Annotated in this window: 18 protein-coding genes and 1 pseudogene; 11 read left to right on the top strand and 8 right to left on the bottom strand. The window is 59.5% G+C overall.

Annotated elements, in window-relative coordinates; all coding sequences use genetic code 11:
- Nucleotides 1-109: 109 nt before the first annotated feature.
- Entirely contained in the window at nucleotides 110-739 is a 630-nt protein-coding gene (locus AC3ISI_RS10205) for a TetR/AcrR family transcriptional regulator (RefSeq protein WP_489336767.1), read from the top strand.
- Here the strand turns inward: AC3ISI_RS10205 and AC3ISI_RS10200 are convergent.
- From AC3ISI_RS10200 to AC3ISI_RS10190, 3 genes are all read right to left on the bottom strand, one after another.
- Entirely contained in the window at nucleotides 684-1,988 is a 1,305-nt protein-coding gene (locus AC3ISI_RS10200) for an MFS transporter (RefSeq protein ID WP_489336766.1), read from the bottom strand. The two genes, AC3ISI_RS10205 and AC3ISI_RS10200, sit on opposite strands and share 56 nt — an antisense overlap.
- Before the next feature lie 85 nt (nucleotides 1,989-2,073).
- A complete protein-coding gene (locus AC3ISI_RS10195) occupies nucleotides 2,074-2,877 on the bottom strand; it encodes an enoyl-CoA hydratase-related protein (RefSeq protein ID WP_489336765.1) in 804 nt (267 codons plus the stop codon).
- Between the two features lies 1 nt (nucleotide 2,878).
- A complete protein-coding gene (locus AC3ISI_RS10190) occupies nucleotides 2,879-3,718 on the bottom strand; it encodes an amidohydrolase family protein (RefSeq protein WP_489336764.1) in 840 nt (279 codons plus the stop codon).
- 86 nt (nucleotides 3,719-3,804) lie between these two features.
- Here AC3ISI_RS10190 and AC3ISI_RS10185 point away from each other — a divergent pair.
- The 8 genes and pseudogenes from AC3ISI_RS10185 to AC3ISI_RS10150 form a co-directional block, all read left to right on the top strand.
- Nucleotides 3,805-3,984: pseudogene (locus tag AC3ISI_RS10185) on the top strand (transposase); the annotation flags it as partial.
- Between the two features lie 124 nt (nucleotides 3,985-4,108).
- A complete protein-coding gene (locus AC3ISI_RS10180) occupies nucleotides 4,109-5,035 on the top strand; it encodes a LysR family transcriptional regulator (RefSeq protein WP_489336763.1) in 927 nt (308 codons plus the stop codon).
- A gap of 124 nt (nucleotides 5,036-5,159) precedes the next feature.
- Complete coding sequence (locus AC3ISI_RS10175) at nucleotides 5,160-6,449, top strand: flavin-containing monooxygenase (RefSeq protein WP_489336762.1); 1,290 nt, start codon at nucleotides 5,160-5,162, stop codon at nucleotides 6,447-6,449.
- A 13-nt stretch (nucleotides 6,450-6,462) separates the two neighbouring features.
- Nucleotides 6,463-7,176 carry an SDR family NAD(P)-dependent oxidoreductase gene (locus tag AC3ISI_RS10170; protein WP_489267345.1) on the top strand — a complete coding sequence of 238 codons (714 nt, stop codon included), beginning with the start codon at nucleotides 6,463-6,465 and terminating at the stop codon, nucleotides 7,174-7,176.
- A gap of 85 nt (nucleotides 7,177-7,261) precedes the next feature.
- On the top strand, nucleotides 7,262-8,611 hold the full coding sequence (locus AC3ISI_RS10165; protein ID WP_489336761.1) for an MFS transporter: 1,350 nt from the start codon (nucleotides 7,262-7,264) through the stop codon (nucleotides 8,609-8,611).
- Between the two features lie 8 nt (nucleotides 8,612-8,619).
- Nucleotides 8,620-9,012 carry a Rid family hydrolase gene (locus AC3ISI_RS10160; RefSeq protein ID WP_489336760.1) on the top strand — a complete coding sequence of 131 codons (393 nt, stop codon included), beginning with the start codon at nucleotides 8,620-8,622 and terminating at the stop codon, nucleotides 9,010-9,012.
- Between the two features lie 75 nt (nucleotides 9,013-9,087).
- A complete protein-coding gene (locus AC3ISI_RS10155) occupies nucleotides 9,088-10,731 on the top strand; it encodes an acetolactate synthase large subunit (protein ID WP_489336759.1) in 1,644 nt (547 codons plus the stop codon).
- A 64-nt stretch (nucleotides 10,732-10,795) separates the two neighbouring features.
- Nucleotides 10,796-11,632: an SDR family NAD(P)-dependent oxidoreductase gene (locus AC3ISI_RS10150; protein WP_489336758.1), complete on the top strand. Its 837-nt coding sequence runs from the start codon at nucleotides 10,796-10,798 to the stop codon at nucleotides 11,630-11,632.
- A 159-nt stretch (nucleotides 11,633-11,791) separates the two neighbouring features.
- On the opposite strand, the gene AC3ISI_RS10145 is transcribed toward AC3ISI_RS10150, so the two are convergent.
- The 4 genes from AC3ISI_RS10145 to AC3ISI_RS10130 form a co-directional block, all read right to left on the bottom strand.
- Nucleotides 11,792-12,577 (bottom strand): aspartate/glutamate racemase family protein, encoded by a 786-nt coding sequence (locus AC3ISI_RS10145; RefSeq protein ID WP_489336757.1) that lies wholly within the window; start codon nucleotides 12,575-12,577, stop codon nucleotides 11,792-11,794.
- Nucleotides 12,578-12,644: 67 nt separating this feature from the next.
- Nucleotides 12,645-14,003: an MFS transporter gene (locus AC3ISI_RS10140; protein ID WP_489336756.1), complete on the bottom strand. Its 1,359-nt coding sequence runs from the start codon at nucleotides 14,001-14,003 to the stop codon at nucleotides 12,645-12,647.
- Between the two features lie 483 nt (nucleotides 14,004-14,486).
- Entirely contained in the window at nucleotides 14,487-15,326 is an 840-nt protein-coding gene (locus AC3ISI_RS10135) for a nitrilase family protein (protein WP_489336754.1), read from the bottom strand.
- Nucleotides 15,323-16,822 carry a purine-cytosine permease family protein gene (locus AC3ISI_RS10130; protein ID WP_489336753.1) on the bottom strand — a complete coding sequence of 500 codons (1,500 nt, stop codon included), beginning with the start codon at nucleotides 16,820-16,822 and terminating at the stop codon, nucleotides 15,323-15,325. The genes AC3ISI_RS10135 and AC3ISI_RS10130 overlap by 4 nt, the downstream gene beginning before the upstream one ends.
- Before the next feature lie 147 nt (nucleotides 16,823-16,969).
- Between AC3ISI_RS10130 and AC3ISI_RS10125 the strand changes: the two genes are divergently transcribed.
- Together AC3ISI_RS10125 and AC3ISI_RS10120 are read left to right on the top strand one after the other, a co-directional pair.
- On the top strand, nucleotides 16,970-17,872 hold the full coding sequence (locus AC3ISI_RS10125) for a LysR family transcriptional regulator (protein ID WP_489336752.1): 903 nt from the start codon (nucleotides 16,970-16,972) through the stop codon (nucleotides 17,870-17,872).
- A gap of 91 nt (nucleotides 17,873-17,963) precedes the next feature.
- The gene (locus AC3ISI_RS10120; RefSeq protein WP_489336750.1) at nucleotides 17,964-18,602 is read left to right on the top strand and encodes a TetR/AcrR family transcriptional regulator; all 639 of its coding nucleotides are present in this window, start codon (nucleotides 17,964-17,966) and stop codon (nucleotides 18,600-18,602) included.
- A 148-nt stretch (nucleotides 18,603-18,750) separates the two neighbouring features.
- On the opposite strand, the gene AC3ISI_RS10115 is transcribed toward AC3ISI_RS10120, so the two are convergent.
- Nucleotides 18,751-18,927 carry a hypothetical protein gene (locus AC3ISI_RS10115; protein ID WP_489336749.1) on the bottom strand — a complete coding sequence of 59 codons (177 nt, stop codon included), beginning with the start codon at nucleotides 18,925-18,927 and terminating at the stop codon, nucleotides 18,751-18,753.
- Nucleotides 18,928-19,055 lie beyond the last annotated feature (128 nt).

Raw genomic sequence — 19,055 nt, 5'->3', positions numbered from 1 at the left:
GAACATGTTCATTTTTAGACATGATCATATTGTTTGTCAAGGCCCCGACCATCACTTAAGATGAGGTCTTCTCGAACCCCGACAACACCAGAAAAATCAAAGGTCTGACATGAACGTGAAATCGAATGCCCCGCTGGGTTTGCGCGAACGAAACAAGCTCGACAAATTCCTGCGAATCCGTGCCGCATCGAAAAAACTCTTCACCGAGAACGGCTTTGAGCCGACCACGACGCGGCAAATCGCCCAGGAAGCAGATGTAGGCCTGTCGACCCTGTTTCTGTACGCCACCGACAAGCGCGACCTGTTGTTCCTGGTGTTCAACGACGATCTCGACGAGCTGACCACACGGGCTTTCGCCGACTGCCCCGCCGACCGTCCACTGCTGGACAACCTGCGCAACGCACTGCGGCATTTCTTCGTGTTTTACGGACAGGACAAGGTGATCTCACGGGACCTGACCCGCGAGATCACCTTCTATACAACGGGGATGCAGAGCGAGCGCTTCCAGGCGACCCGAGCGCGCACCATCGACTCGATCTCGACCCTGCTCGCGCATGCCCGGGCCCTTGGAGAAGTGCGCTGCCAGGAAGACGACAGCATGATCGCCAAGACCATGTTCTATCTGTTGGCAGCGGAGATTCGCATGTGGTTGGCGGACGACTCGCAGGATCCGGAAGATGGTCTCAATGAGCTGATGAAGCGCCTGCATCTGATAATGCACGGTTTGCAGGCGGCCTGATCACGGGCCCCTTCTGCTGCGCATGGAGATCCGGATAGCGGCCGACACAGAGCATCAATACACAGGCCACCACCATGCAGCCGGCGAACAACAGCAGGACGGCGTCGTAACTGCCATTCAGGGTCTGACCAACGCCCATCAACAGCGGTCCGAAGGCGGTGCCCAGACAGAACAGACCGAACAGGTAGCCGTAGATTTCACCAAAGGCGCGCAAGCCGAAATAACGAGCGATCAGGTAGGCAATCAGGTCCACCTCCGCGCCGACACCCAGGCCAATCAGGGCCGCGCAAAACATCGCCGTGCTGCCGCTGGCGCCGCTGTAGAGCAAGAGAATGCCGATCACCGGGCCGATGAAGAAAAACACGGTGACAAAGGGCGCAAACAGATAGTCGAGCAAGTACCCCGCGCCCACGCGGCCGACGATCAGCGCGATGCCGATGATCGATGCGATGCGAGCGGCTTCCTCGGCAGGTACTCCGCGGTCGGTGAGCAGTGGCACGAAGTGTACCGAGCAGCCGTTGATCGCCAGGGCTGCGAGGAAAAACGCCACGCCGATCAGCCAGAACGAGCGGCTGCGTAGCGCCTGCCCCACGCTCAGGCCAACTTCGTCCGGCGCATGAGGCACGCCGTCCACAGTGGGCTGGTTGTCCGGGAAAAGCCCCAGGTCAGCAGGCTTGTTCTGCAGTTTCCAGGCAACACCAGCGGCGCCGAGAATAATCACCAGACCCATCACCACATACGCCAGGCGCCAGCCCAGTGCGGCCACCGCATGCTGCGCCAGCATCGGCAGTAACGCCGCACCGATGCCGATACCCGCCATGCTCAAACCCAGGGCCAGGCCACGACGGCGGATGAACCAGCAACTCACTGACATGGCATAGGCCGTGGGTGTGCCGCCGGTGGACAACAGGCCAATTACGCAGAACGCCAAATAGAAAAGCACCAGGTTGGCAGGCAAGAGGCCTAGCGACATGATCCCGACGCCGAACAACAACAAGGCCGGAATTGCCACTTGGCGCGCCCCCTTGCGATCAATCAGCCGCCCGATCCAGGGCGTGCACAATGCGGCCGTAAGGATAGCGATGGTCAGCCCCAGTGACACTTGCGAGCGGCTCCAGCCGAACTCGGCGCCCAAGGGTTTCATGAAAATGCCGAACGTAAATACCAGGATGGGGCCTTGGCTGACGATCATCCCCGTGATCGATGCGATCACGACCCACCAGCCGTAAAACATGCGCGACGTATTCATTGCCTGTCACCTGTGATTATTTTTATTCAGGTAACGGTACCGCCGTCTGAGCGTACCGTATCGGGTAGAAACCGGCTGCAGTGCTTCAGCATCCTCGCCATTGCGGTCGACGTTTTTCGGCAAAGGCACGCGGCCCTTCGAGACTGTCTTCGCTGGCCTTGCGCCGCTCTTCGGCGTCGTAGCGCCGGGCCACAGCGTCGGCCAGCGGCAGGTCAAGGCCTTGCATGGCACATGTCTTGGTGGCGCGCACCGCCAGTGGCGCACAGGCCAGAATGTCCGCCACCCACTGCTCGACAGCCTCATCGAGCAGGTGCGCGGGAACCACTTCGTTGATCAGGCCAAGCTCGTAACCCCGTTGCGCGGTCATGGCTCGCCCAGTCAGCAGAAATCCCATTGCCGCCTTCAGACCGATCTGCCGCGGCAGGCGATGTACGCCGCCAGCCGTGGCAATCAGCCCACGCCGGGGCTCGGGCAGGCTGAGCCGGGCATGTTCGGCGGCGACGATGATGTCGCACGCCAGGGCCAGCTCCAGTCCACCGCCATGGGCCGAACCGTTGAGCCGTGCAATCAGCGGCTTGGCCAAACCGAAGCGATCGGTCAGGCGTGTGGTGCGCTGCCATAACGCCGCTTCAGCCTGTTTTTGCGCTTCATCGGCGACGGCCATTTCAGCCAGTTGCTTGAGATCGCGCCCGGCACTGAAGGCCTGGTCGCCCTCCCCGGTCAGCACCCCGAGCCACAGATCGGGGTCAGCCTCCAGCTCATCGCATGCCAGGCTCAACTGATGGTAGGTGAGCGGGTCCAGCGCATTGCGAACCTGGGGCCTGTTGATGCGGATATAGAGCACGTGCCCGCGCCGTTCGGTCAGCACATTGTGCTGCTCGCTGCCCATGTCAGAGGCCCAGCACGCGTTCGGCGTTTTTGTGGAAGAACAGCTCCAGCACTTCATCGGAGTAGCCCAGCTCATTCCACTCCTTGAACAGCCGCTCGTGGGGAATGCTCGGGTAGTCGCTACCAAACATGACCTTGTGCTTGAGTCGCCCGCGAATATCGCGCTTGAGCGCCTCTGGCAGGTATTTGGGCGCCCAGCCGGACATCTCCCAGAACACATTGCCCTTGTGCAGTGCACAGACGGTGGTTTCGTCGATCCACGGATAACCCGGGTGCGCCATGATGATGGTCAAGTCCGGGAAGTCCGCCGCCAGGGTATCGATAGACGATGGGTGTGCATGCCGGGTCTTGGCCCCGAAGCCACCGGGCAGGCCTGCGCCCATGCCGGTCATGCCGACGTCGATCATCACCGGCACCTTGAGGGCGTTGATTTCTTCCCAGAGCGGGTAATAACGCTGATCATCGACACTGAAGTGCTGCATGATCGGATGGAAGTGGAATCCAAGCATGTCCAGGTCACGGATCGCATGCTTGGCTTCATCGATCGCCACCTGCCCCATGGCCGGCTCCACGGCCCCCCAGGCCTGGATGATGCAGTCGTGTCGATCCCGCATGCCGGCCACATAGTCATTGTCACACGGCACAGTGTTGATGGTTGCCCGCAGATCCAGTGCCACCAGTACCGCCTCGATGCCGGCGCTCTGGAACTCGGCAACCACTTCTTCCTCGGTCTTGGCCTTCCAGTCTCGGTGCCAGTATTCCGCAAGAGCCTTGACGTAGGGCCCCTGGCAGTCGATCCAGCGTTGGGTGTTGGGGTAGCAGTGCAAGTCGATTCGGCGCATATGATCGCATCCATTATTGTTGTTGATCATTTATGAACGTGTTCTTTATATGACCGAGTTCAGCTTATGTCAAGCGTCCGACACGAGTGTCTGAGAGGCGAATTCGTTTATTTAGCGAGGTTCAAAGATTGCGCGTTCTTCGCAGCATTGATCGGTGTCTCGATCTGAGCGACTTGCGCCATTACCTCGCCGACTTCTGCAGCCCGATTGAGCGTCCCTCGATTGATCCCGAACGGATGATCCGCATGCTGATGGTGGGCTATTGCTGCCGAAGCGGTCACTCCGCAAGCCCAACCAGCTCCAACAACTTTTCACTTACCGGTCCGTACCTGCTTCGCGATAAAGCCGAACTGTGTCATGTTGGTCTCATACCGGACAAGGATCCGTTCCATGACACTGCAACAACTCCACTACTTTCTCGCCGCCATTGAACACGGTACGTTTTCCAAGGCAGCAGAAAGCCTGCACATTTCACAACCCTCCCTCTCCGAACAGATCCTGCGGCTGGAAGAGCACCTGGGTACGCATGTATTCATCCGCACCAACCGCCGACTGATGCTCACCGAGGCCGGACGACGATTGCAGCCCTTTGCGCAAGGCATGGTGAGGTCGGCGCGCCAGGGTTATGAAGCGGTGCAAGCAGTACGGGAGCTATCGGGAGGCGTGGCCAGTTTTGGCACCTTCGGCACGGCGCACCACTACTTCCTCACCGACCTGATCGAACAGTTCCGCACGCAGCACCCGGACATGCGTATCAAGATCGTCGGCTATAACTCTTCGGAAATTGCCGAGCTGGTGAGCCAGGGCGAGATTGAAGCAGGCTTGGTCATGCTGCCGATCAAACAGCAGAATCTCGCGGTGAGCGAGCCGGTATGGTCGGCCCAGGTGGGATACATCAGCGCCAATCCGGAACGCCTCAAAGAACCAAAAACCATCAGGGACCTGGCAGTAGCACCGTTGATCCTGACGGAGGCACGCTGGAGTACCGGTGATCCCATTCGCCGCTTGCTCGCACAGCTGGCGGCCAAGGGGGGCGAGGTTCTGGACCCGATCATCGAAGTCGAGCACCAGATCACCGGCTTTGAACTGGCGGCACGCGGGCTGGGTGATGTGATTGCCACGCGCCCCATCCTGCATCAGCTGGGCTTCAATGATCGCCTGGGCTGGGTACCGATCAACCCACCGATCTTCGAAGTATTTGGCTTCATCCACCGCCACGACACGCCCATCTCGCCGCCCACGCGGGTGCTGATCAACCTGATGCGCAGCCACTTGAGCCGTATCCAGAGCATGTATGCCCATTTGGAGTCCATCTAGCCATAGGCAACACCTATAGGACACACATGGCTTAGCCCATTCATCCGTCCATTGCCTGGACGGATACTCAAACCACGGACGCCAACAACAGGCGCTTCCAACGTTCGAGGAATGGGGAGTCATAATGTCCAATCAATCGCACTACTGCATCATTGGCGCCGGCGCTGCTGGCCTGGCCGCCTTGAAGACCATGACCGACGCCGGTTTCCATGTGGACTGCTTCGAAAAGTCCGGGAACATCGGCGGTCACTGGAATACCGACTACGATGCCCTGCACCTGATTACGCCGAAAAGCAGTTCCTGCTTTGACGGGTTCCCCATGCCCGCAGACTACCCGGTGTACCCGAGCCGCGATCAGGTCAAGGCGTACATGAATGCCTACACCGACACCTTCGGCCTGCGTGAAAAGATCACTTTCAACACCGAAGTGCGCAGCCTGACCCCGCTCGGCGGAAACGGTGAAGCCGGCTGGCAAGTGACGCTCGCCGATGGCACCAGCAAGCGCTACGCCGGCGTGCTGATCGCCAACGGTCACCTTTGGGATTGCAAGATCCCCGAAGTGGGCCAGCGCTTTACCGGCGTGTCGATTCATTCCGGTGAATACCGCAGCGTCAAGCAAGTGGAAGGCAAGGTGCTGGTCGTCGGCTTCGGCAACTCCGGCTGCGACCTGGCGGTGGATGCCGCCCAGGCCCGCCTGGACACGACTATCGTGATCCGTCGGGGCCAACTGTTCCAACCCAAGACTATCTTCGGCGTACCTCGTGGCGAGCTGCCATTCCTCGGGCAACTTCCGCCTGAACAGCAGAACATGGTCATGAACATGCTGATCATGGCCAGTGTCGGCACCCACAAGAACTACCCGGGCATGCCGGCCCCCGAAACCTACGACCTGGATGCGCAGCCACCAGTGGTCAACACCCTGCTGCTGTACTGGATCCAGCACGGTCGCATCAAGGTTGCTCCCGGGATCGAAAACATCGAAGGCAAGACTGTGACCTTCTCCGATGGCACTTCGGCCGATTACGACACCATTGTCTGGGCCACCGGTTTCAACACCCGCTTGCCGTTCCTCGATGAAAGCTTGCTGCACTGGCGCGACGGGGTTCCGCTGCGTACGGCAGCCATGACACTGCCGACCAACCTGGAAGGCTTGTTCTACATCGGCCTGGGCGCCCCGCGTGGCCCGCAATGGCCGGTGTATTGCGACCAGACCAAACTGGTCATGCGTTTCCTCGACCTGCGCGCTGCCGGCATGAAAGGCCTGGCCGCCAAATTCGCCAAGCTGCAACCGGCCGAGTCGCGCATCGATATCGTCAAGCGCGAATGGCTGAGCAATTACCAGGACACCCAAAGCCAACTGGATGTCATGGAGCTGTCGCTACCTGCCAATGCACCTCTCCCTCAACTGGCCTGATCGGATAACCACCATGAACAATGCACCTCACTCCAGCGTCATCGTTACCGGTACTTCTTCGGGCATGGGACAGGCCGTCGCACAACGCTTTCAGGATGAAGGCTGGCACGTCGTTGCCGTTGACGTCACGCCGAGCAAGCAAGCCGCCAGTGCCCTCTTCTCGCCGGTCGTCGGCGACATCACCCGCGAAGAAGCGCTGACCAGTGCGGTCGATGCGGCGCTCGATGGCAAGGCTCCGTTGCGCGCCATCGTCAACGCTGCCGGGATCTTCCCGACGTCGTCGCTGGAAAGCTACAGCGAGTCGCTCTACCGCAAAATTTTCGACATCAACGTACTAGGCTCATTGAACATCGCCCGCATCGGCACACGCCACCTGAAGGCGGCCGGCGGTGGCTCGATCGTGTTCTTTGCTTCGGTTGATGCGTTCACCGTGTCGAAGAACCAGCTGTTGTACAGCGCCTCCAAGGCAGCAGTGGTTGCGATGACCCGCTCGCTGGCCATCGAACTGGCCGATCACAACATCGTAGTGAACGCCTTGGCTCCGGGCTGGGTCGACACTGAAGGGACCCGTGCCGGCGGTCGAATCGAAGCCGCCATCGAGTCCATCCCGCTCAAACGCGCGGCGCGCGTTGAAGAAATCGCCGACTGGGTCTGGCAACTGAGCGCCAAACCCTCCTACATCACGGGCGAATCGCTGTGCATCGCCGGTGGTGTGTTCATGCGCTGACCCGAGCGCAGGCCCCACGCGCCAGACGTGGGCCTGCTCCCCAATTGACTGCTGCCTCACTACAAATATTAAAGAGGGCAATATCATGGGCGAAGTACAGGCTACCGCGATCCCTGGGTTTTCCAGCAACCGCACTCCTGCTGAGCAATCGCGTAAACGCCTGTCAAAAGCCGTCGTCGGCGTGACGCTTGGCAACATGGTCGAATGGTTCGACTTTGCACTGTATTCCTCGTTGGCGGGCATCATCGGCAAAACCTTTTTCCATGATGACAACCCGACGACGCAATTGATGGCGATCTACGCCACCTTCGCCGCAGGCTTCCTGATTCGCCCGCTGGGCAGTCTGGTCTTTGGCCCTATCGGCGACAAATACGGCCGTCGCACGGCGTTGTCCCTGAGCATTTCATTGATGGCCATCGCGACTTTCGCCATCGCCCTCATCCCGAGCTATGCCAGCATCGGCGTGTTTGCTCCCATTTTGCTGATTCTCATGCGCCTGCTTCAGGGCCTTTCCACCGGTGGTGAATACGGCGGTTCCTGCACCTTCATCGCCGAACACGCTCCGGACAAGCGTCGCAGCTATTTCACCAGTTGGCTTGAGTTCGGCAATATCTCCGGCTTCCTGCTGGGCGGTGCCGTCGTCAGCCTGTTCACCCTCGGTCTCGGCGAGCAAGCCATGACGCAATGGGGCTGGCGCGTGCCATTCGCCATTGGCGGCGTCATCGGTTTGATCGCGCTCTACCTGCGACTTGGCCTGGAAGAAACGCCCGTTTTCAAGGAAATCCAGAAAATTGACGCGCTGGAGAAATCGAGTTCGGGTGAAAAAACCAGCCGTTTCAACCTGCTGATCAACGAGTGGCCGCAACTGCTCAAGTGCATGGGCCTGGTGACCGTATTCAACGTCACCTATTACATCGTGCTGGGCTACATCCCCGGTTACCTCGAAAACGTGCTCGGCTACAGCAGCAGCTTTGCGTTGTCCCTAGGGCTGGCGGCCACCTTGTTCATGCTCGTGCTGATCCCGGTGTCGGGTCACCTGGCGGACCGGATCGGCCGTAATCGCATGATCATCTGTGGCTGTGTGTTGCTGATCGTGATGGCGTTCCCCTGCTTCATGCTGCTGCACACCGGACAAGTGGGCTTTCTGTTCGCCGCCCTGCTGACCCTGACCCTCGCCCAGCTGTTTTTTGAAGGTGCGATGCCAGCGACCCTGACTTCACTGTTCGGTGCGCGCGTGCGCTACAGCGCCCTGGCCCTCAGCTACAACATCGCCGTTTCGCTGTTCGGCGGCACCGCACCCTTGATCAACACCTGGCTGATTTCCACCACCGGCAATCAGATGATTCCTGCCTGGTACCTCATCGCCGGTGCTGTGGTCGGCCTGATCTCGATCCTGTTCGTCAAAGACTCCACCGGTAAACCCCTCCCCAAATGAGACACGACATGACCAGCAAAACTGCATCACGGCAAAACATTTCCTCGGGTGGCCAATACGAGGCCGTGTTCGGTTACTCCCGCGCCGTGCGGGTAGGCAACCATCTGCACATCTCTGGTACCTGTGCCTCACCCGAATACGAACACAGCAACGCCTATGAACAGGCGCAGGCGATTCTCGGAACGGTGAAAAAGGTGCTGGCCGAAGCCGAGATGAGCGTTGAAGACGTAGTGCGCACCGTGGTCTACCTGCGCGACATCAACGATGCCGCCATCGTCGCCAAGGCCCACAGCGAAGTGTTCGACGGCATTCGTCCGGCCAGCAGCCTGATCCAGGTGGATTCGATGCTGCGCCCTTGGCAGAAAGTCGAAATCGAAACCTACGCCATCGTCGCCGACTGACAGTTCCAGCTGTACCACAGAGGCCGCGTCCCCCTGTCGCGGCCTTTTTTTGACCTCAAGAAAGCTGAGCCCATCATGATCAAAGCCGCAGAATTAGTTGTGAAGTGTCTGGAAAACGAAGGGGTGGAGTACATTTTCGGTATTCCTGGTGAAGAAAACCTCGACCTGCTGGACTCCCTTTCTCGCTCTTCCATCAAGCTGGTTCTGACCCGCCATGAGCAGTCTGCCGGCTTCATGGCTGCTACCTATGGCCGCCTGACCGGCAAGACCGGGGTGTGCCTGTCTACCCTCGGCCCGGGCGCGACCAACCTGGTGACCGCCAGTGCCTATGCCTACCTGGGTGGCATGCCGATGATGATGATCACCGGGCAGAAGCCGATCAAGAAATCCAAGCAGGGTCGTTTCCAGATTCTCGACGTGTGCGCCATGATGGCGCCGCTGACCAAGTACACCCATCAGTTGGCGTCGGCCGACAACATCCCGTCGCGCATCCGCGAAGCGATTCGCCTGGCCGAAGAAGAAAAGCCGGGCTCGGTGCACCTGGAACTGCCCGAAGACATCGCCGCCGAGTTCACCGAAAGCACGCCCATCGCCCCAAGCCTGAGCCGTCGTCCGGTGGCCGAACACAAGGCAATCAGCGCGGCTGTGGCCAAGCTCGAAGCGGCACGCAGCCCGGTACTGGTGATCGGCGCTGGCGCCAACCGCAAGATGACCGCGCGCGTCTTGCGTCAGTTGATCGAGAAAACCGGCATCCCGTTCATCACCACGCAGATGGGCAAAGGCGTTGTGGATGAGCGTCACCCACGGTTCCTCGGGAACGCGGCGCTGTCGGCGGGCGACTTCGTCCATCGTGCGCTGGAGTCCGCCGACCTGATCGTCAACATCGGCCACGACGTCATCGAGAAACCGCCCTTTTTCATGGTGCGCGGTGGAACCGAAGTGGTGCACATCGGCTTCCGATCCGCCGAGGTCGACCCGGTGTATTTCCCGCAGATCGAAGTGGTCGGCGATATTGCCAACGCGGTCTGGCAAATCAAGGAAAGCATCGAGGTGCAGCCCACCTGGGACTTCGAACGCCTGCTGACCATTCGCGAAGCCAATGAAGGCCACGTTGCCGAGGGCAGCGACGACGCGCGCTTCCCGGTGTACCCGCAGAGACTGGTAGCGGACCTGCGTTCGGTGCTGCCGTCCGATGGCATCGTTGCCCTGGATAACGGCATCTACAAGATCTGGTTCGCCCGCAACTACAAGGCCTACATGCCGAACACCGTGTTGCTGGATAACGCGCTGGCGACGATGGGTGCCGGATTGCCCTCGGCCATGGCTGCACGCCTGGTCTATCCCGACACGCCGATCGTGGCGGTGTGCGGTGACGGCGGCTTCATGATGAACAGCCAGGAAATCGAAACCGCCGTGCGGCTGAACATGAATCTGGTGGTCATTATCTTGCGCGACGACGGCTACGGAATGATCCGTTGGAAGCAGCAGCAAATGGGTTTCGCTGACTATGGTCTGGACTACGGCAACCCGGATTTCGTGCGCTACGCGCAGAGCTACGGCGCCCACGGCCACCGCGTTGAAAGCGCGGAGAGTTTCGCCCCGCTGGTCGCCGAGTGCCTGCAAACCCCAGGCGTGCACGTGATCGACTGCCCCGTGGACTATTCGGATAACGAGCGCATTTTGCTCCATGACATCAAGACACTCAGCGGCAGCCTTTGACTCTTGGCCTGGCTCGCCATGCGTGCCAGGCATGGACCTTCGATGAAAAAAAAGGAGATTCACAATGACAACTCCCTCCACTCTTGCGAGTAGCAACAACGACTGGCTCGGTCTGGCCGGCAAAGTGTGCGTGGTAAATGGCGCTGCCAGCGGGATTGGCGCCGCAATTGCTACCGCACTGGCGGAACTCGGTGCGCATGTCGCCCTGCTCGACCGCAATGTTCAAGGTTGCGAGGCCTTGCATCAGACGCTCGCCGATCTGCCCGGACGCCGACTCAGCCTAGGTTGCGACATTGCCGATGAAGCTCAGGTCAAGGCAGCGGCTGAAGCCGTCGCCCGCGAGTTCGGTGCCTGTGATGCGTTGGTCAACGCCGCCGGCATTTTGCGTTCGGTGAACCTGGCGGATATCGAACTGGCCGACTGGAACGCGATGCTTTCGGTCAACCTCAACGGCTACTTGTTGTGCGCACGCGAGTTCGGTCGGCAAATGCGCAACGCGGGTGCAGGCAGCATCGTGCACATCAGCTCGATCGCCGCGCACAATCCCCAGCCGTACAGCGGCGCCTATACGCCAAGCAAGGCCGCAGTGTCGGCATTGTCCCAGCAACTGGCCGTGGAATGGGGGCCGCACGGAGTACGCAGTAACTGTGTGGCTCCGGGCATGATCCGCACCGCATTGACCGCTGCCTACTACGACCACCCCGGCATCACCGAAGCGCGCGAAGGGTTTACTGCCACCCGCCGCATCGGCACGCCCGAGGACATCGCCAACGCGGTGTTGTTTCTGCTCAGTGAACGGTCCTCCTACATCACCGGCAGCGAAGTCGAAGTGAACGGTGGTTTGTCGTGCATGTTGATGGGCAAAATCCCGCGGCCAGGGTTCTCCGCTAATCCACAGTAACCTGTAGGAGCAAGCTTGCTACGGGCGGCGTTCCGACGATGGTCGTTAACGATAACGCTGGCAGCCTGACAACCCGCGGTGGTCTCGGGTCTTTCGCGAGCAAGCTCGCTCCTACAGTTACAGTTACAGTTACAGTTACAGTTCCAGTTCCAGTTCCAGTTACAGCCCTAAAGCCTTTCGGGCCTGGGCAATCGAAGCCGGTGCAATCCCGGCGAACAGATTCGCCGTACTTTTCACCAGCCCGGTGCACTGCGCCACACCCACCATGGCCTCCAGGTACTTGAGCGCCACCGTCGACGAGTCCACCACCGGCACATCGGTGCCCTGCACCTGGCGATAGCCGGCTCGACGCAACAGCGGCCCGTAATAGGCGCAACCCACCAGAATCACATCCGCCCCCTCTTCGATGCATTGCCGCGCCACGGCTTCCAGCCTTGGAATGAAGTGCTCCGCCGGAGAATGTGTGGCTTCCAGCAGCAACGAGGCATCCGAAAACGGGTGGATCGAGCGCACTGGCCGGTGGATGCAACGCTCGCTCAGACCATAGCCGATGATATCGCGCTCTATCGCAACAGCCGTTTTCTCCGACACCGTAATCACCGCAAACCGTTGTCCCATGGCGAGCGCTGCCAACATCGACTGCTCACCCACCGAGGCCACCGGGATGTCGAGCATTTCCCGGGCTTCCCAGAGTGGATCATTCCAGCAGCCGAGTAAGACTCCGTCGTAACCGTCAGCCTGGGCCTTGATCGCGGCCTCCACCATCAACACTGAGTTCAGGTGTTCGGCGTAAAGCGAACGGGTAAAGCCACCGCTGTTGTCGAGGAAGCGAAAGTCGAGTTTCGTGCCCTGCGCCAGAGCACCGCCAAGCTCGTCATGAATGGTGTTCCACAAGGGTTCCAGAGTCGCATTACGGCCCGTGGGATGAATCCAGCAAAGTTTCATGGGAAAGCCTTCCAGTCGGCCAAAAAAAACCGGCGACACGGGTCGCCGGTTGGGAAAGTGATACAGCTCAGGGCATTGGTTTGCCGGTGCGGTCTTCGGTCATCAGGATCGCAATCAGTCCCACGACGGCGGCGGCAATCAGGTAGTAAGCGGGGATCATCGTATTGCCGGTTTCGCCAATCAGCCAGGTATTGATCAGCGGCGCGGTGCCACCGAATGCCGACACCGAGATGTTGTAGCTCAGGGCCAGGGCACTGAAGCGCACGGGTGCCTTGAACAGCGAGACCAGCGTTGCACCCATCGCCCCTTCGAACAGCAATTGGGCAACCAACAGACCGAGTACCGCGACGTAGACCAGCACCACATTGTGGGTCTGCAACATGGTGAAGGCAGGAATCGAGAACACAATCAGCAGGATGCAGCCCAGGGCCACCAGACGGTTGCGACCAACCTTGTCGGCGAGCAACCCGGAAAATGGAACCAGCAGCAACATGCTGAGTGTGCCGACCATGCCCAGCACGCTGCCAAAGCTGCTGGAATAGCCCAGTTCGTTGGTCAGATAGCCCGGAATGTAGCCCAGCACGACGTAGTAGCAAACGTTGTAGATGGCGACCAGGCCCATGCTCTTGAGCAAATTCGGCCACTCTTCGATGAGCATCGAGGTTAGGCTTTTCTTGTTCGTCACCTGCTTGAGTTCGTTCTCTTGCATTTCCTTGAAGATCGGAGTTTCTTCCAGGTTCAAGCGCAGGTACAGGGCGATCATGCCCAGCAGCCCGCCGATCACGAACGGAATCCTCCAGCCCCAGGCACGCATGGTTTCTTCACCCAGCGCGAGCATCAGCACACTGACCACCGCCCCGCCGAGCAGGAACCCGGAGAGAATCCCTACCTCCAGCCAACTGGTGAGAAAGCTTCGACGGTTGTCCGGTGCGTGTTCTGCGATGAAGATCACCGAGCCGCCGTATTCGCCGCCGGTGGACAGCCCCTGAAGCATGCGCATGGCCACCAACAGTATGGGTGCCATGATGCCAATGCTTTCATACGAGGGTATCAGTGCAATGCAGAAGGTTGCGATCGCCATCAGGGCGATGCTCAGGGTCAGTGCCGCACGACGGCCAAAGCGGTCACCGATGGGGCCGAATACCAGGCTGCCGAGGGGCCGCATCAGGAAGCCTGCGGCAAAGGTGGCATAGATGGCGATGAGTTGGGTGGTTTGGCTTTCACTGTGAAAGAAGATGTCGCCGATCATCACTGCCATCGACGAATACAGGGCGAAGTCGAACCACTCCACCATGTTGCCCAGGGTCACCCCCAGTACGGCCTTGTTCAGCGGCTTGCTCTTTGCCTTGGTTGACTGAGTCGACTGCGGGTCGTTGCCCACAAGCCCTTCGATAATGCCGGGTGCTGCTGTTGAAGTACCGTTCATGATGCACGCCTCTGAAATTATTGTAATTCGTGGCAGAGAGTTGGATGGGGCGGTCGGAACGGCAGGATCAAGTCTTGGCTGCAATCTTCTGCTGAGTGTTCCGGCCCCTTGTAACAAGAGCGATCGGGACCCGTGGGCGCATTGTTGCGCTCTTTTTGCAGAGGGATGAACAGGACGATTCCAGTGTGTGGCATAGGCGATGCCTATACCTGACAGGCAGGTCAGCCCGTGGGAACGGCGTGGCATTGAAGTACGAGACGATAAGTCAAACTCGATTTGTCGCGACCGCATTTTGCTGATCGCGGTCAAAGCTCACTGGCAGCTAAGGGTCGATTGCTGCCCTTCGTAATCGGCAGCAAAGCATCCGCAAACGATGCTGCTAGGTCGCCTGCGAAAACCTCATGGCAAGATACAGCAAGACTTGAATTTATCCCTTTTCCCACTAGGCCATCTAGCTACCGAGATAGCGTTGGGCTCCCGCTATTATTCCCCGACTTGTACATACAACCCTTCCCGCCGATCCCCATGCAAATCATTGCGCGCACTAATCCGCTTATTCCGCGCCTCGGCAAGGTTGAGGGTTGCCAACAAAACCCGCTCCCCCCCCTGCTCCGCCGGCCCCGCCAACGGATACCCATCCGCATCAACAATCACCGACCCCTGCACCCAACCCACTCCCCGCTCAAATCCATGCCGATCACACGCAGCTATAAACATCCGATTCACCGAAGCATTCGCCTGAACCCGCACCACTTCCGCCGGACGCTCCGTCGGCGGCCTGGGCCCATCCGGCCAATTAACCGGCGCACACAGCAAATCCGCACCCGCCAGCGCCGGTAGCCGCACCCACTCCGGAAACTCCAGGTCATAACAAATCAACATCCCAATCCGCCCGTGAACCGTTTCAACCACCGGCGGTGCGACATCACCGGCAGTGAAGATTTCACTCTCCGCATCCCACAGATGCGCCTTGCGGTACACGGCGCGCAGGCCTTTGGCATCAATCATCGCCGCGCTGTTGGCCAGTTCATCGCCTTCCAGTCGCTCGCAAAATCCACCGACCACGACGATGTTCAGTTCGCGGGCGAGCGCCTCCCACAGACGCAAGGTCGGCCCATCAACCGTTTCCGACAGCGACAACGCTTCATTGCGGTCATTGAACACATACCCGCTCTGCACCAACTCAGGCAACACCACAACCTGCGCCCCTTGATGCGCCGCCGAACGAATCGCGCGTTCGGTCAGCGTCCGGTTGAAAGCAAGATCACCAATCTTCGGCGCCACTTGGCAGCAAGCAACTACCGTATTTTTTGCAGTGTTCAACGTCCCTCCTCCACAGCCGGTTGGGTCATGGCAATGATGTCGCTCTCGGTAATTGCGTCGATGATCCGGCGCTCGGCCGCGAGGTCTATTGAACGGCTGAGGATGTAATACGTCAGGCCCGACACCACCAGCCCCACCAGCCAGGCGATGTCCACGCCTTCGAGCATGCGCGCCAGCGGGCCGACGAAGACTTCTTTGTTCGCCGCCGCATCAAAGATGTAGAAGAACGGGACCATCGCGGCAAAGCCGATCAGGTACGAGACGATGCCGCGAAATTGCCAGGCGCCGTAGATGCCGTTCGGGGTGAAGAAGTGCGGGATGGCGTAGCGGCCTTTGCGCACGAAGAAGTAATCGACCAGGTTGACGGCGGTCCAGGGCACGAGGAAGTACAGCATCAAGACGAGGAAGGTGTTCAACAGCGCGATGCCATCGCCTTTGACCGACAACACGCAGGTCAGCAGGATTGCGCTGATCGCGGCAATGGACAGGATGCGGGCGCGGGGGGTCGGGGTGATTTTCTTGATCGAATCGGCACCGGTGAGCAGCGTGAGCATGGCGCTGTAGGTGTTGAGCGCGATGATCGGCAGGAAACCCGCCACCGAGACGATCACCAGCACATTGCCCAGCCCCGGAATCATCGAAGAGCCGACTTGGTTCAACGCCACCAGCGCATCCACTGCTTTCAGCTGCTGTGCCAGCCACGCACCGAGGCCGATCATCCAGCCACCGGACAGCGAGGCACCGATGAACACGGCGGCGATCAGTTTTGGGCGGCTGGTGTTTTTCGGCAGGTAACGGGAGTAGTCGGAGACGTAGGGTGCGTAGGAAATGTTGTAGCTGGCGCCGATGGCGAACAGCGTGGCGAACGCGACCCAGTTGAAGCCGAGGTCCGTCGCAGGGGTAACGCCCTCCTGGCCGGCGCCGAACATCAGGGCGATGGTGACCAGCGCGTACAGCGGCAAGGTGGCGAGCAACGCCCATTTGAAGGCTTTGTGCATCAGGTCGTGGCCGTAGATAGACAGCAGCGCGCCAATCAGCACCACCGCCACCGCGACAATCGTCGGGTTGAATCCGAAGACATGTTCGAGGCCGCTCATGATCAGCGAGATGTTCACCACGTTGAAGCCGACGAACACAAACATTGTCGCCATCAAGGCCAGGATCACGCCGCGATAACCGAACTGGGCGCGGGACTGGATCATTTGCGGCAGGCCCATTTCCGGACCTTGCGAGCCGTGGAACGCCATGAAAATCGTGCCGAACATGATGCCCAGCGCACCGGCGAGCATGGTCCACAGCGCCGACAAGCCGAGGCTTGGGCCGACGAAACCGATGGAGATGGTGAAGAAGTGGAAGTTGCCCAGAAACCAGAACGGTCCCTGGCTGCTGAGTTTGGCGTGACGTTCGTTTTCCGGAATGTAATCGATCGAGTGGCCTTCGATGGCCAACCCGCTGCTCGCTTCGAGGGCGTGCGCAGATTGTGGGGACCCTGACATACGAATGTTCCTATGCTGGTGATTGTTGTTTTTATGGGCAAAACGCCGGTTTCATTGCAATGTAGGGCGTTGGTCAGGACGGTAAAATACCGAAGGCGCACTGTTTACATAGATCGGCGCCTATGTAATGAACATCGGAGGCAATACATGCTGGGCACTGTATCGGAGCTGGACCTGCGCTTGATCCGGGTCTTTTTGACTGTCGTCGAGGCCGGCGGAATCTCGGCCGCGCAAACGGCGCTGAATACCACGCAACCCACCATCAGCGCGCAATTGGCGACGCTGGAAGCGCGGGTAGGTTTTCGCCTGTGCGAGCGCGGGCGCGGCGGGTTTTCGGTGACGCCCAAGGGTGGCCAGTTTGTCGACGCGGCCCGTCGGTTACTGGCGGCGACCGAGGGCTTTCGGGTTGAAGTACAGCACATCAACCGCAAGGTGTCGGGCACTATCAATATCGGTTTGCTCGGTCAAATCGACCCGTCCGCCAACAAGAACATCGCCCTGGCCATTGCCCGTTTGCGCTCGCGACATGAAGGGTTGTACTTCCACTTCACCGAACTGTCGTCATCGCTGCTGGAAGAGAAAATCATCAACGGCCATATCGATCTGGCCATCGGTTATTTCTGGCACCGCTTGCCCAACATCGATTACTACCCGTTGTTCCAGGAAACCCAAATCGCCTACTGCGCCCCGGCGCATCCGCTGTTCGATCACGTCGGTGCGCTGAGCCGCGAGGACGTGCGCGATTACGATTGGGTCTGGCCCAGCCACCCTTTGCCGGAAATGCCCGCGCCCACGTCCATCGAGCGCTTGACGGTACTCACCGACAGCATGGACGGCGCCGCCCTGCTGATTCTGTCGGGGCAGCATTTGGGCTTTTTGCCACAGCACTACGCGGCCAAACATGAACAGCTGGGGCAATTGCATCCGCTGAATTCGGAGCAGTTGCGCTATGAGGTTGGCTTCCATGCCGCCGTTCGACATTCGGCGCGACAACGGGAGGTGGTGAGTGCATTTCTGGCGGAGTTGATCGGGATTTTTGCAGCCGGGTGAGTTCACAAACAGGTGTACGGCGACTTCGCAGCTGGCCCTTACGCTATATAGTTTTGTATATTGCGCAGCTCGAATCGCCAAGACCTCCTCCATGAGCCGCATTCGCCAACACAATCAGCACCTCATTCTGGCCGCCGCCAGAGAAGAGTTCGCCGCCAACGGTTTCGATGCCACCCAGACCCGGGACATCGCAGCGCGTGCGGGTGTGCCCAAGGCGAATCTGTATTACTACTTTCAAAGCAAAGAACACCTCTACGCCTGCGTACTGCTCGGGTTTGTCGAGCCGCTGCTGCAAGCCTCGGCTGTGCTGCGCGAAAGTGATGATCCGGTGGTGGGATTGCAGGCCTACATCGCCGCGCGGATCCGCATCGCCCGGGAGCATCCACACATTGCGAAAGTGTTCAGCGGGGAACTGCTGCTGGGGGCCCGGCAATTGCCTGAAGATTGCAGGGACCTGCTGTATGCCGAGGCACAGCGCAATGTTGACTGCCTGCGCAGCTGGATTGATCGGGGCTTGCTGGCGCCGGTGGACCCGGAACATTTGATGCTTTTCATCTGGTCGGCTACCCGGACCTACACCAATCTGGGCTGGCAAATGGCGCATATCACCGGTCAGGAAACGCCGCGGGACGAGGACTACGCAATGGCGGCGGCGACGATTACCCGGCTGGTATTGGGGGGTGTGGTGCCGGAAGTTGAGCAAGCGCCAAGGTTGTTGTTTGCAACTTGAGCGTTGAGGGCTGCTGCGCAGCTTGAAGCGTGCGAGCCACAGGGCTGAAAGCGGAATCAGATGCGGATTTCACCCGAAGACATGACGCCAATCCGGGCCACCGAGCCGCGAGTCAGGGACGAAAATAGATCCGTCCCCTTTTAGACACTCAATGTTCTTCAAGCACACCGAAGCGTAGGTTGTTGGCCACGTAATCCGGATGGAAGACATCCTGATCGAGCTGGAACAGTTCTTTGTGCTGCTGCGGACTCTCGTTGAATGGGCCTTCGGGGATCACGCCTGTTAGCTCGGCGAGAAGTTCGCCAATCAGTTTTTCTACGCTCATTTTATTTTTCTCTTGACGGCTGAAGGTCTGCGCGGTCGAACCGCCGAATTGCGGGGCTTGCAGCGCAGATCTGAACAGAGTTTTACAGGCGGGGGCGTTATCAATTTTTCAATCGGCGACAGCGTTTT

The sequence above is a fragment of the Pseudomonas sp. GL_139_B genome, assembly GCF_057834475.1.
This window is presented reverse-complemented; position numbering and strand designations above follow the sequence as displayed.